Origin of the sequence: Akkermansia sp. BCRC 18949 (genome assembly GCF_045011645.1) — a bacterium.
GTDB lineage: Bacteria > Verrucomicrobiota > Verrucomicrobiia > Verrucomicrobiales > Akkermansiaceae > Akkermansia > Akkermansia massiliensis.
In genome coordinates, this window is sequence record NZ_CP123619.1 from 2,606,297 (window position 1) to 2,620,484 (window position 14,188).

Here is a 14,188-nt window from a genome sequence, read left to right on the forward strand (position 1 = left end):
CTTACCGTCTGACTGTCAGCAAACGGCAGGAAGACAATCTTACCCCGTCACACGTTTTTCCTCCCCGTTTTCCAGCAGAAAACGGAGGGGGCGGTACTTGGCGGATTCCAGATTGGGATCCTCCGCCAGAATGGCCTCCGCCAGCTCCCGCCCGCGGTGAATCAGGCGCGCGTCCAGCAGCCATTCCTCAAAGCGCACGCCCTTCAGGCCGCTCTGGGAAGTGCCCAGCACGTCCCCGGGACCGCGGAGCTTCAAATCCTGTTCCGCCAGGTCAAAACCGTTGGCCGTGGTCTCCACAATATGCAGCTTCTCCCATTGTTCCTCCTCCGGCCGGGCCTCCGTCATCAGGATGCAGTAGGACTTGTGCGCCCCGCGGCCTATGCGCCCGCGGAGCTGGTGGAGCTGGGAGAGCCCGAAACTCTCCGCATTATTGATAATCATGACCGTAGCATTCGGCACATCCACCCCCACCTCCACCACCGTGGTAGCTACCAGCACGCTGATGCGGTTGGCGCGGAAGTCCTTCATGACCGCCTCCTTTTCCTCGGAGGACATCCTGCCGTGCAGCAGTCCCACATCCACATGCGGCAGCAGCGCCTTCCACTCGTCCAGCTCCTTTGTCACGGCTTTCCCTTTCCGGGAATCCTCCCCGTCAATGAGGGGGGAAACCACATAAACCTGCCTGCCTTCCTCCAACTGGCTCCGGACGAACTTCAATACCTTTTCCTGGTCCTTCTCCGCGCGGATGGCCGTAACCACCGCGCCGCGGCCTCCGGGAACGCCGTCCAGGATGGAAACGTCCAGCTCCCCGTAAAAAGTCAGCGTCAGCGTGCGGGGAATGGGGGTGGCGGTCATCACCAGCACGTCGGGGCGCTCTTCGCGGTCAATCAGCTTTTCCCGCTGGTTCACGCCGAATTTGTGCTGCTCGTCTATCACGACCAGCCCCACACGTTCCGGCACGTTCTTCCCGTACAGCAGGGCATGCGTTCCGACCACAATTCCCCCCTGCTTCCCGAAGGATACGTGGGATTCCTCCTTCCTGTCCGCCGTCACCAGGGACACGGGAACGTCCAGCTTGTCCAGCATCTGCCGGAACTTCAAATAATGCTGTTCCGCCAGAATCTGGGTGGGGGCCATCATCACGGCGGAATACCCGTGTTCCACGGCCAGCAGCATCGCGCACAGGGCCACCAGCGTCTTTCCGGACCCTACATCCCCCTGAAGCAGGCGGTTCATGGAACGGGGCGCCTTCATATCCCGGTAAATCTCCCTCACGCAGCGCTTCTGGGCCTCCGTCAGCTCAAACGGCAGAGAATCCGCCAAATCCTTCACCAGATGGCTGGAGCCTGCCGTCTGCATGCCGGGCACTTCATCCGCCCGCCTTCTCCTGTAAGCCACGTTCAACTGCTGCGCCAGGCACTCCTCCAGCGCAAACCGCCGCCTGGTCCGGTCGCGCACTTCCGCGGTCTCCGGAAAATGGAGGTCCCTCAACGCCGTTTTGCACGGGATGTCCGGCACAAACTCGTAAATCTCCGGTTCCGGAACCGGGGAAAGCCGGGCCAGAGCCTCCCACACGATTTCCCGCAGCCTGCGCACGGCAATCCCCATGCGGCCGCTGTAAACGGGAACAATGCGGTTCAAATGGATGGACTGGTCATCCCCCTCCCGGATGATCTCAAAATCCGGATGGACGATGCTGAGCTTCTTCCCATACGGCTTCACGCGCCCGTACACGATCATCTCCTGCCCGGCGCACAGCATCCTGGCTACGCCCGGCATGCTGAACCACAGGCAGGAAAAACGGGCCTGCCCCAAAGATTGCTCATCCACCAGCACGGCTTCCACATACCGCCCGCGGCCCTTGCCGCCCTTCCCTCCCCAGCCTTTCCAGCCCACGTCCACCACCCGCCCCCTCAGGCAGACGGGCGCACCGGATGACAGGGAATCATAACGGTCAAACATGCGGCGGTCCTCATACCTGCGCGGCAGCATGAACAGCAAATCCCGCACAGAGGCCATTCCCGCCGCCTGCATGGCCGCCAGCTCCCTGGGGCGGATGAAGGCGCACTCCTCCAGGGGGGACGTTAAAAGCAGCTCTCCGGCCATGGGTCCAGGCGTATTCCTCACAGATCGCATCATGCCCGCGCGCCCGTCAGAGAGCGGCGGCGGGGCGGGTTTCCAGACAGCGCCTGTAATAATCCACGCGGGAGACGAACCAGCTCCATTTATGCCCCGGGCGGCCGTTGGTCAGCAGCGGGGCCGGGCAGTTCTTGCCCGTCCAGTAATAATGGGGCACCACATTGCGGAGGGGAATGTTGTACTGCTTCATCAGCACCGCCGTCAGCTTGGCGGAACGGTTCCAGGTGACGATGGGGTTGTGGCTCCTCACCTCCCCCATCTCAATCCCGATGGAATACATGTCTCCGGGACCGCCGCGGTCCGCATGGCGCCCCGTCTCGTTCAGCGGAATATGCTGGATGGCCCGGTACTGGTCCACCGTAAAATGCCAGTTCAGGGAACCCATGGCCCCCCTTTTCAGCGCACGGGCATGCGCCGCGGCGTCTCCCGTGGGGTTGGCCGTGCTGTGGATGGTGATGAAGCGCGGATGCATGGAATGGGAGGCGCGCCGCGCGCGGGAGCGCGGGGACATGAAATCGCGGCTGATGTGCACTTCCCGGGACATCTGGGACATGGTGCGCGGCACGGGGGGAACGTTCTGAATCTTGAAGCTGACGGCAGGCGGGCGCGAGGCGTCCGAACACGCCGCCAGCAGGGCCGGCAGCACCAGAAACACCGCATTTGCCATCAACGTTCTAACATTCATGATTCTTCCCTAGACTATCCGGCGCGAGCTGGCAAGCAGATTTCCAGTCAAAACAGGCTTTTTCACCCTTCCCGGAGCACAGCAGCGGGGAAACGGGAGCCCCCGCGGAACGCTCCGGAGCGGCCACCGCCGGAATCAGGGCAACGCCTTCCCCTGCACGGGGTTTCCCCTCCGGGAGCAACCAAACCGCCCCATAAAAAGCCGCACGGGAGACTTGCCAACGGCCATTTCCGTGCATACACTATTTCCACCATGAGTACCACTCACGAAGCAGCTAAGAAGTGGGTCGACGAAATCGCCCAGCTTTGCCAACCCGACTCCATCTATTGGTGCAACGGCTCTCAGGAAGAAAATGATGAGCTTTGCAACATGATGGTAGAAAAGGGCACCTTTATCAAACTGAACCCCGAGAAGCGCCCTGGATGCTTCCTCGCCCGTTCCACCCCCTCCGATGTGGCCCGTGTGGAAGACCGCACGTTCATCTGCAGCGAGAAGGAAGAAGACGCAGGCCCGACCAACCACTGGGCTGACCCCGTTGAAATGAAGGCCAAACTGAAGGGCTTCTTCAAGGGCTGCATGAAGGGCCGTACCATGTACGTGATTCCCTTCTGCATGGGTCCCCTGGACTCCCCCCTGGCCAAGATCGGCATTGAAATCACGGACTCCCCCTACGTCGTGGTCAACATGCGCATCATGACCAAGATGGGTGAAACCGTTCTCAAGCGTCTGGAAGACGAAGTCAAGGGCGGCGGCAACCCGAAGCGCGACGGCTACGGAACCTTCGTTCCCTGCCTCCACACCGTGGGCGCCCCGCTTGCAGACGGCCAGATCGACGTGCCGTGGCCCTGCAACGAAGAAAAATACATCTGCCACTTCCCGGAAACGGAAGAAATCTGGTCCTTCGGTTCCGGTTACGGCGGCAACGCCCTGCTCGGCAAGAAGTGCCTGGCCCTGCGCATCGCCTCCGCCATCGCCCGCAAGAACAAGTGGATGGCCGAACACATGCTCCTTCTGGGCATTGAATCCCCGGACGGCACGAAGGCCTACGTCGGCGGCGCATTCCCGTCCGCCTGCGGCAAGACCAACCTGGCCATGCTCGTTCCCCCCGCCTCCTACCGTGAAGCCGGCTGGAAGACCTCCATCATCGGTGACGACATCGCCTGGATCTGGCCCCATGAAGACGGCACCTTCCACGCCATCAACCCGGAAAACGGCTACTTCGGCGTGGCTCCCGGCACGTCCTACAAGACGAACCCGATCGCCATGGACACCATCAAGGAAAACGTCATCTTCACCAACGTCGGCCTGACCGACGACGGCGACGTCTGGTGGGAAGGCATGGACGGCCCCGCTCCCGCCCACGCCATCGACTGGCAGGGCAATGACTGGACCCCGGACTGCGGCCGCAAGTGCGCTCACCCGAACGCCCGCTTCACCGCTCCCGCCGCCCAGTGCCCGACGATCGACCCCGAATGGCAGAACCCGGAAGGCGTTTCCCTCTCCGCGATCCTGTTCGGCGGCCGCCGCGCCACCACCATGCCCCTCGTCTTCCAGTCCCGCGACTGGACGCACGGCGTTTACGTCGGCGCTACGATGGGTTCCGAAATGACCGCCGCCGCATTCGGCAACATCGGCCAGGTCCGCCGCGACCCGATGGCCATGCTTCCCTTCATCGGTTACAACGTAGGCGACTACTGGCAGCACTGGCTGGACATGGGCAAGACCGTTGCCAATCCTCCGCTGATCTTCAACGTGAACTGGTTCCGCAAGGACAAGGACGGCAACTTCATCTGGCCGGGCTTCGGCGACAACATGCGCGTCCTCGACTGGATCCTCCGCCGCGCCAAGGGCAAGGCTGAAGGCCAGAAGACCGTGCTGGGCGTCTCCCCGACCTACGACGAACTGGACAAGACCGGCATCGACTACAGCGAAGAACAGTTCAACGCCAACATGGCTCTCAACCCGAGCGAATGGAAGGCTGAACTGGAAAGCCAGACCGAACTGTTCGACAAGGTGGGCAAAAAGCTCCCGGCCGAACTGGAAGAACAGCGCCAGATCCTCATCAAGAGCTTCTCCTAAGCGGAACTCCTGACTGAGCGTCAACTCAACAGCAGAGGCTGTCCCATCCGCGGGACAGCCTCTTTTTTATTCCCCCGCATCTTCTCCAAACACGCTCATGGAGCGCCGCGCGCCCTTGCGGCAACCGAATAGTCACTCTTGCGGCATGGTCAAAAATCTCCAACAGCCATCGGATACCGATTAAAAGGTCGTGGAAATCCGTGTCCTTTCCATGTTATGGGTACGTGGAAAATGAAGGGCTTAAAGAGCTGTAATGATACTGCATGAATAGAAAAACAAAAATCGTTTTCTTCCTGAGTAAAATATTCAGCAATCTTGTGGGTTGCAGCTTTATTTTTACTTGAGCCGCTATTTTTATTCCGGGTTCTTCTGAAAGAAAGAAATCGAAAAACGGGTATAGTAAGAATATGTCCAACCGTGTGTTTTGATGGAATTTTATGGCCGCGGCATGTGTTGCTGGGTCATTCCCGGCATGATGCCGCGGCCACTTATCCCTCCGCATTCATCCGGGACGGCTTGCATAGTACCCGGTTCAATAGGGTCATGATATAAGGAAACGGCATTTCAAGGATGTTAAAGAGATGAAATTAAGCTTCATTATACTGAGCCTGGTCAGCGGACTGGCGCTCTCCGCCCCTCCCCGCGAGCTTTCCTTTTATGCCGTCAGCCCGGTTGAAGGAAAAGCGCCGATGGTCGACGGCTGCCTGAACGAGGCAGCCTGGGAAAAAGCGGCCGTATTCCGTCATTATTATGTTTACAATTGCGCGGAACCGACTCCGGGAAAACTCAAGACGGAATTCCGCATGCTGTATGATGAAAAAGGAATCTACCTGGGCATCATCAATTTCGAGGAGCATCCGGAAAAATTGAGGAAGATCATTACCGACTTTGACAACGCCGCCATCTGGACCGACGACTGCGCCGAAATCTTTTTCGATGCCGGGGCCAATGGAATAAGCTACCATTGTTTCAAGGTCAATTGCATCGGAACGCGCGCCGATTTCCGCCGCCGGGACGCCGCCGTTTATCAGAATGACTGGAGCGGCACCGACTGGACCGCCCGGACCTCCATCGGCAAGGACCGCTGGACGATTGAAGCGTTTTTCCCCTGGAGCGACCTGCCCGCCAAAGCGGAAACGTCCGATATCTGGATGTTCTGCCACGTCCGTTATGCCTACTCCGGCGGAAATTTTGCCGGAGCCGCCAGTTCGGTGCTGGGCGGATATTCGAGCCCGCGCAACTTCGGCTATATTTACTTCCAGGGAGCAAATGACACCGTCTCGCCGGAAAAGGCATCCGCCCTGCTGTCGCGTTCCGCGGAAGAGCCCTGGTTCGCCATGGCTGGCGACACCCTGATCCTGCGAGATAAAGGTAAAAGTGTCCTTACGACACCCGGCCAGGTGAAAAACAATGAATTCGCGGAAATTGAAAAGCTATCAGCCGAACTGGCACGGGCCTGCGGGAAATCCGCTTTTAAAATGTACCGGGAAGAACTGGATGCGATCAACCGTGAATGCCGTGTTCTGGAGAAAGAAAAAACCACGATCAGCGGATTAAGGCGCCTTTACGTCCTGAAAGAGCGCTGCCGGGCGCTCAAATGGAAAATTGCCTTGGAAGAAAGCCTGAATTAACTCAAAAAAGAAAGACCATCCATTGATGAAACCATTCCCACTGTTGCTCTGCATCCTGCTGGCGGGCCTTGTTGCTCCCGTATTCGGCAAACTGGACGGCACTTACATGAATGAGGCCGGAATGACCCTGAAAACGCCCCATGCCGCATGGGATGAAAAAGGAGAGCTTCCCCATAAGAAAATACTTTTTATCATGCAGCAGACGGCCTCGCGAGAGATCATTGAGCTGGTCCAGCGTTTCCCGGGCTTTAAGTATGAAGTGGTTCTCACAGCCAGTGAACATAGCATCGGAGCGGATGATATTTACAGCAATCCGATCGCGGGGCTGAGCACCGCCAACAAACTTCAGGAACTGGATGCCAAACTGGCAAAGGATTATGATCTGGTGGTCATGGCAAACGTCGATTTTGCGGTCCTGCCGGATGAGCAGAAATTCCGCCTGATGTCGATGGTGCGGAACGGAACCGGCCTGGTCCGGATTCAATCCGGCGAACCCTGGTCCGAACTTAAGAAACTGCCTTATAAAAAACCGTACGCCCAGCCGTTGCCCCGGCCGGAATGGGTTGCCGGAAGCAACAGCCTTCCCGGAACCAGGCCTAAAAACTTTGAATCGCGTATTTTCAACGCCTGGCAATTCGGCAATGGCCGGATCGTCGAAGTCGATTACGGCGCGGGCTACCGGCCAGGAGTGGGGCTGACGCCGTATTTCAACTACACCACGGACTGGTTCTTCCTCTATGAAACGTCCCAGGCTTTTCTGGCCCAGGTGCTCTATTACGCCAGCGGAATAGAACTGCCGGCATTTTCAGTACGGCAGGGCAACGGCCAATTTGCCGTGACCTCTCCGGAAAAAACCGTTGACGAGGGCCGTATCCGGCGGACGGATAATTCCGTCATCCGGAACAGCCTTGATTTCACGAACCTTCCGGCGGGCAGATATGCCGCAGACGTATTGGTCCGCCGGAATGGCGCGCTGGTCAACTTCGGTGCCTTTCCCTTTACGGTGGAATCCGCTTTCGGGGCCGTATCAGTGGAAACGCCCAGGCTGGTGCAGGACCGCGGCCCCTTCTCCGTCACGTTGAAACTGGCTTCGCCCGCGCAGGACGGTTATTCCGCCAAAGTGGAGCTGATGGACGCACCCTACCGCAATGTATGGTTCAGCAAGACCCTTCCTTTGGAAGCCGGAAAAAAAGAGCTTTCATTCGGCCTTGAAAATTACCGGATGCCGACCATCGGCGGTTATCTGCGCTGTACCGTTTACGATGCCCGGGGACACGAGGCACATGCGGAAAACCCGGTGATTTTCCCGGATTATTCCCTGGAGGATTATCTCCAGCTTACCTGGGGCCAGGTTGGCTGCACCTTCAACCCGGCCTTCGGGGAGCGGATCATCGACCGCCTCGGCTGGAACGTATCGCTGCAATTTTTCACCAAGGGAGATACTGAAAACGCCCTGCGGAACGAAAAACTGTGTCCGTACATCTGCCGGATCGGGATGGAAGCCGGGCCGAACAATGAAACCAGAGTATTGCGCAAGCTATGGTCCGAACAGAAAGAAAACATGGTGCAGCTGGGTACGTTGAACGGTGACGAATCATTCTACCATCCATTGGTCCGGAAGCTTTGGGCCGACGATCTGCGGCGCCAGGCGGAGTACCTGAAAGACCTGAGCCCTGTGCTGTACAACCTGGGCGACGAGAATTTTTACACCTACGACGCCGGGTTCGGAGAATCGGATAAACAGCCGTTCGCCGATTTCCTGCGGGAGAAGTACCAGACCATGAAAAACCTGAACCTTGAATACGGCGCCTCCTACTCCGGTTTCGGGGAAGTGCCCCACCTCCGGCTGGACGCGGCCAAAAAAGCGGGGAATCTGGTCGCCTACAATGACCACCGGGAATATATTGAAAAAATGTACGTGGACATGCATCATTTCCTGGCGGCGGAAATCAAAAAGGTTCATCCCGGAGCCCGGGTAGGCGCGGAAGGCTCCCCTCCCGGCAACCTTGAAGAAATGATTAAGGGGCTGGACTTCTGGGGCCCTTACAGCGGCATGCAGGAGAACGAGGCATTGCGCGCATTCGGCGCGGACCGGGTCCGGACCATCTGGTGGGGAGGGTATTGCTCGGAGCGTTCATCCTATCCGTACAAACTTTGGGAACACCTGCTGCAGGGAGCGATCAACGGCCACGCCTGGTTCTTGATCAACCCCGCCCTGGGAGAAACCAGCCATTCCGGCGATCTCTCCGAGGCGGAATACCTGCGCCAGTACATGCCCTATCTTGATGACTTGAACTACGGCCTCGCACAGCTGCTGATCAAAACCCCGTTTCCGGATACCGGCATCCTGTTCTACTACAGCCACACCTCCAATTCCGCCGCCCAGGCGGACAGCCGCTGCGTCAAGCCGGACGCCAGCATGAATCCGCTGCTCCGGTATTGCTACCAGCGCGGGCTGGGCTTCAATTTCGTCTCGCCAAATACCCTGGAACGCCTGAAAAACGCACGGCTCCTCTTCCTCTGCGGAGCTTCCTCCCTGAGCGACAAAGAGTGCGCGGCCATTCTGGATTTCGTCAAATCCGGGGGCACCGTACTGGCTGACGCCAATATCGCGCTCCTGAATGAAAACCTGAAAAAACGTCCCCGGAACCCCTTGAGCGAACTTTTCGGGAACCTGACGTTCGACCAGGCGAAAGAGCTCGAAATCCAGCCTTATGAAAGCACAAGCGGAGCCCTGGCCCTGGCGGGAGAAAAGGCGCATGCGGTCCACGGCAATCCGGGCCTGCAACTCCGCAAGGCCGGCAAAGGAAACGCCATCCTGCTGAATGCCTCCCTCTCCGTTCTGGAAAATAATTCCCTGCCCGGCTCCTCCCTGAACACGTTCCTTGACCAGGTGGTGAAAAACGCCGGTATCCGTCCTCTGGCCGTCATCCCCGATTTCAGCGACACCCTGATGATCCGTCCGCGGCAGGCCGGAGAATTCGAACTGCTGGGCGCCCTCGGCCAGGAAAAGGACCTCGGCAAATCATTCACCGCCAAATTGCCGGAAGAAAAATACATCTATGAGTGCCGCAAAGGACTGGTGGGGAAATCAGACAAGCTTGTCTTTAAATTCTCCAATGCGCCGTTCCGCTGCTTTGCCCTGTTTGACCGGGAGCAGCAGCCGCCCGTGGTAACCGCTCCGGCCCAGGTGGCCAAAGGCGCCCGGGCCCTGCTTAAGATTTCCGGACCGGCCAATCCCCGGGAACGCGCGTACCGGATTACGGTAACGGCCCCGGACGGCAGGGAAATTCTGCACCGCAGCAAAACCATTTACGGCAAGACGGAATACCCGCTGGATTTCGCCTTTAACGATCTTCCCGGCGCATACCGCATCACCATTGAAGACGCGGCTACAGGCTTGAATACCCAACACGAAATAGAGGTAAAATAATCATGCAGAAACTCACCCTGACCGTACTGGCCGGATTGTGCACCACACTGCTGTACGCCGCCCCCTCCATTGAAAAGAAAGAAGAGAAATTTGACCGCAAGGGAACTCCCGTCCTTGTGACCCGCCATACCGTCAACCTTGGCAACGGAAAAATCAATTACCACACCGTTACCAATCCCAATGACAACAAGCCGGTTCAGCAGGAATGGGGGGATTTCAGATTCGGCATCGAATATTGGAGGAACCCCAATACTCCCGGAAGCTGGAGTCCCGTCAATTTCCTTGCCGTGATCGGCAAGGACGGCAAAACACTGCTGGACCGGAAAGTCGCGGAAAAAATTGACACCGTAGAAAACGGCAAGATGGAAATGGCCGTATTCACGTTCCGCCCGGAAAACAGTGTTCTGGACGTCAGGATAGCGCAGTTCAAGGATCGCCCGGACTGGCTGTTCGTCAAGGTCAGTTATCCCGGACAACTGTATGAAGTCTGGGCGTCGCCGGTTCACGGTTACGGGAAGCCGGAACTGAAGTCGCAATTCGCCCTGAAAGAAGGAGACGGGGAAAAACCATGCGGAAAGCCGGACTGGGTTCTGACGAAAACAACCGGGGGAAACGGGGTAATGAACTTCAACCGCTATGCTTACAAGGAGTTCGGCACGTTCATCGTTTTTGAAAAAGAATCCCTCCGCCAGATCCGGATTCATGGAGATGATATCAAATTTGAGCTGAAGCCGGAGTCGGACAGCTTCAGTTTTGCCATAAGTTATTTCAAAGACCGGAAGCCGGAGGAGGTGCGCCCGGAATTCTTCAACGTGACGGTTCCGGAGGTGGAGAGCTTCCTGAAGTCCATCAATTGGAGCCCGATCCCCGACCGGAAGACGTTTTCAGAGCTTGCGGATGAAACCCGGAAAAACATCTCCATCCTGAAAAGGGATGGCGGCCATGCGGCGGACTATGAAAAGAGAGTGAAAGAACTGGAAACCGATTTTTCCGAAGCGCCGAGTTTTGAAACTCTGGCCGCCCTCCGCGAACTGAATAGGGAAGTCATCAAGAAGAACCTTGAAAACCTGTAGGAACACGGTATTCATCGGCGCCGCTGGCAAGGCATCCTGTAGAAATTTCCTGGGCTCAGGACCCGGTATGTTCCAGCCGGCTTTGGTTCAGGGAAAACGGTCCCGGGAGCGGCCAAGGCTTGCGGCGATTCTGAAGCGTCAGGAAAATCCGGGGCTTCGGCAAGGGCGATGACGGCGGCTGCGGCGCTCAGGCGGGAATGGGTCATGGTCAGGAACCAGCCCGTGACGCCCTGCTCCCGGGCCGTCACTCCGGCTGTGCCGTGCAGCAGGATGGAGGGAGCGCCCGCATCATTGCGCACCACTTCCACATCCGTAAAAGCGCATTTTTCCCCTATTCCCGTTCCCAGGGCCTTCGCCACGGCCTCCTTGGCCGCAAAACGGGCCGCCAGGCTCGGCACGGGGTCCGCATGCTTCCGGCAATAGGCCCATTCATCCGGGGTGCAGATACGCAGGGCAAATGCCTCCCCGTTTTTCTGGAGGGCCTGGCGCACGCGGTCCAGGTCGATCAAATCCATTCCCAATCCTGCAATACGGCTCATGTTCCTGCAACCGGGGGTTAAAGTTGAAACGGGAATATCAGCTCAGGCGGTCGATCGCCTGGCGCATTTCCCTCACGGCCTGCTCCATCCCCACAAAGAGGGCGCGGGCTACGATCGTATGGCCTATGTTCAGCTCATGCAGGTAAGGCACGCCGTCCATCAGCTGTTCCAGATTCTGGTAGTTGATGCCATGGCCTGCATTCACCTGGATGCCCAGGGAGTGGGCCAGCTCCGCGGCGCGTTTCAAACGGGCCAGCTCCGCCGTGCGTTCCTTCCCGGCGTGGTTGGCAAAGCATCCGGTATGAAGCTCCACCATGGGCGCTCCCAGACGGGCGGCGGCGTCCACCTGGGCCAGCTCCGGATCAATGAACAGGCTCACCTGAATGCCGTTGTCAGCCATTCTTGCCATGGTGGGGGCCAGTTCCTTTTCATGAAAGACGGCGTCCAGGCCGCCTTCCGTAGTAATTTCCTCACGCTTTTCCGGAACCATGCAGACATAGTCCGGTTTCAGCCGAAGGGCAAAGTCCACCATCTCCGGGGTATTCCCCATTTCCAGGTTCAGGGGAAGGGCCACGCTCTCACGGACGCTCAGGGCGTCCGCATCCTGCATGTGGCGGCGGTCCCCCCGGACGTGGAGGGTGATGGAATCCGCCCCGCCCCTTTGCGCCGCGTAGGCGGCGTCCAAAACGCTCGGCTCCACGTTGAAGGAATCAAGCATGGTCGCATAGCGGGCCTGCCTCAGCGTGGCGATGTGGTCTATATTTACACCTAGCAACATATCGGTTTTAAGACAAGGGGACGGGGCCGATCATTCAAATTAATGGAGGAAATGGCGGTGCCCCGTGAACACCATGGCAATCCCCGCGGCGTCCGCAGCGGCGATCACTTCCTCGTCCCGGATGGAACCGCCGGGCTGGATGCAGGCGGTGGCTCCGGCGTCAATGGCTACCTGGAGGCCGTCCGCAAACGGGAACATGGCGTCGGAAGCCACCACGCTGCCCTTCAGGTCCAGGCCGGCCTGTCCGGCCTTCCAGACGGCAATGCGGGCGGAATCCACCCGGCTCATCTGCCCGGCGCCGATGCCGAGCGTGCGGTCCGTGCCGCCGAAGACAATGGCGTTGGAGTGCACCTGCTTCACGACGCGCCAGTTGAAGCGCATGGCGGTCAGTTCCTCCTCGGTCGGGGGGCGCTTGGTCACAACCTTGGCTTCCAGATTGTCCAGGCCCATCACGTCCGTATCCCGCTTCATGGTCATGAAGCCGCCGGGAGCGGAGCGGATGATGGGTTCGCGGCGCGCCTTCATCCAGGCTTCCGTGTTCATGCGGATGATGCGGCAGTTTTTCTTCTTCTGGAGAAGGGCGCGGGCTTCCGCATCGTATTCCGGGGCGATGATGACGTCCGTGAAAATGGCGCTCAGCACGCGGGCCAGTCCTTCCGTCATCGGACGGTTGACCACGATCACGCCGCCGAAGGGGGCCTGCGTGTCCGTTTCAAAGGCTTTCTGCCAGGCGTTGCGCAGGTCTTCGTCATCCTGGCCCACGCCGCAGGGGTTCGTGTGCTTCAGGATGCCCACCGTCGGGCGGCGGAACTGGGTGATCAGCTCGGCGGCGCCTTCGATGTCCAGCACGTTCGTGTAGGAAAGCTCCTTGCCCTGGAGCTGGTTGAAAATGTCCCCGAAGCTGCCGTACAGGCTGGCTTCCTGGTGGGGGTTGTCCCCGTAGCGCAGTTCCTGGTACAGGGGCGCGCAGATGCAGAAGCTGCCCTTGGTGCTTTCCGCGCTCTGGTGGCCCAGGTAGTTGGTGATGGCGTTGTCGTAATTGGAGGTGCGCATGAACACCTTCACTGCCAGGTTTTCGCGGGTTTTCAGGGTCGTGTCTCCCTTGTGGGTCTGCATTTCATCCAGAATGCGCGCGTAGTCCGCGGGATCGGACACGACGGTGACGGAGGCGTAGTTCTTGGCGGCGGAACGGAGCATGGACGGGCCGCCGATGTCGATCTTTTCAATCGCTTCTTCCAGCGTGACGTCCGGCTTGGCGACGGTTTCCTCAAAGGGGTACAGGTTCACGCAGACCAGGTCAATGGGCTTGATGCCGTTTTCCTTCGCCTGGCGCACATGCTCTTCATTGTCGCGGCGGTGCAGCAGGCCCCCGTGCACCATGGGGTGAAGCGTCTTCAGGCGTCCTTCAAACAATTCCGGTTCCCCGGTATAGTCGGAAATTTCAATCACCGGAAGGCCCAGGCCTTTCAGGAAAGCGGCGGTGCCGCCGGTGGAAATAAGCTCTACTCCAAACTCGTGCAGGCCCTTGGCAAACTCCTCCAGGCCGGTCTTGTCGGAAACGGATATCAATGCGCGCTGAATAGCCATAAGATCAAATATCTGTAATGTACCCGCGGGCGAACCCTCCTCTCCGGGAGCGAACGCGACAAATGCGGTTCCTTTCCCTACATACTACCGCCCCGTGAAGCAAGCGCAATGTCACCTATCATGACAGCCGGGGGGATTTTTTCCTCCCAAAACATAAAAAAACGCCCTTTTTATCGCTCTTGTCTTGACATTCGGGCGAATACTTACTACTTCAACCGCTCACAAATAACCATTTCTTTTTAGC

The 14,188-nt window shown here is 58.5% G+C and carries 9 protein-coding genes; 4 read left to right on the forward strand and 5 right to left on the reverse strand.

Going from position 1 to position 14,188, the window contains the following annotated elements:
• Positions 1–39: 39 nt before the first annotated feature.
• Together recG and P8A25_RS10960 are read right to left on the reverse strand one after the other, a co-directional pair.
• Positions 40–2,106 (reverse strand): ATP-dependent DNA helicase RecG, encoded by a 2,067-nt coding sequence (recG, locus tag P8A25_RS10955; RefSeq protein ID WP_404838697.1) that lies wholly within the window; start codon positions 2,104–2,106, stop codon positions 40–42.
• 46 nt (positions 2,107–2,152) lie between these two features.
• Complete coding sequence (locus tag P8A25_RS10960; protein WP_022398110.1) at positions 2,153–2,824, reverse strand: N-acetylmuramoyl-L-alanine amidase family protein; 672 nt, start codon at positions 2,822–2,824, stop codon at positions 2,153–2,155.
• A 252-nt stretch (positions 2,825–3,076) separates the two neighbouring features.
• Between P8A25_RS10960 and P8A25_RS10965 the strand changes: the two genes are divergently transcribed.
• From P8A25_RS10965 to P8A25_RS10980, 4 genes are all read left to right on the forward strand, one after another.
• Positions 3,077–4,903 (forward strand): phosphoenolpyruvate carboxykinase (GTP), encoded by a 1,827-nt coding sequence (locus P8A25_RS10965; RefSeq protein ID WP_022398111.1) that lies wholly within the window; start codon positions 3,077–3,079, stop codon positions 4,901–4,903.
• Between the two features lie 581 nt (positions 4,904–5,484).
• The gene (locus P8A25_RS10970; RefSeq protein ID WP_215442323.1) at positions 5,485–6,534 is read left to right on the forward strand and encodes a carbohydrate-binding family 9-like protein; all 1,050 of its coding nucleotides are present in this window, start codon (positions 5,485–5,487) and stop codon (positions 6,532–6,534) included.
• 25 nt (positions 6,535–6,559) lie between these two features.
• Entirely contained in the window at positions 6,560–9,967 is a 3,408-nt protein-coding gene (locus tag P8A25_RS10975) for an alpha-amylase family protein (RefSeq protein WP_215442324.1), read from the forward strand.
• Positions 9,968–9,969: 2 nt separating this feature from the next.
• The gene (locus P8A25_RS10980) at positions 9,970–11,040 is read left to right on the forward strand and encodes a hypothetical protein (protein WP_102728693.1); all 1,071 of its coding nucleotides are present in this window, start codon (positions 9,970–9,972) and stop codon (positions 11,038–11,040) included.
• 11 nt (positions 11,041–11,051) lie between these two features.
• On the opposite strand, the gene acpS is transcribed toward P8A25_RS10980, so the two are convergent.
• The 3 genes from acpS to purH are packed head-to-tail and all read right to left on the reverse strand — an operon-like array spanning position 11,052 to position 13,944.
• Positions 11,052–11,579 carry a holo-ACP synthase gene (gene acpS, locus P8A25_RS10985; protein WP_404838698.1) on the reverse strand — a complete coding sequence of 176 codons (528 nt, stop codon included), beginning with the start codon at positions 11,577–11,579 and terminating at the stop codon, positions 11,052–11,054.
• 37 nt (positions 11,580–11,616) lie between these two features.
• A complete protein-coding gene (locus tag P8A25_RS10990) occupies positions 11,617–12,357 on the reverse strand; it encodes a pyridoxine 5'-phosphate synthase (RefSeq protein WP_022398116.1) in 741 nt (246 codons plus the stop codon).
• Between the two features lie 39 nt (positions 12,358–12,396).
• A complete protein-coding gene (gene purH / locus P8A25_RS10995; RefSeq protein ID WP_022398117.1) occupies positions 12,397–13,944 on the reverse strand; it encodes a bifunctional phosphoribosylaminoimidazolecarboxamide formyltransferase/IMP cyclohydrolase in 1,548 nt (515 codons plus the stop codon).
• Positions 13,945–14,188: the final 244 nt, after the last annotated feature.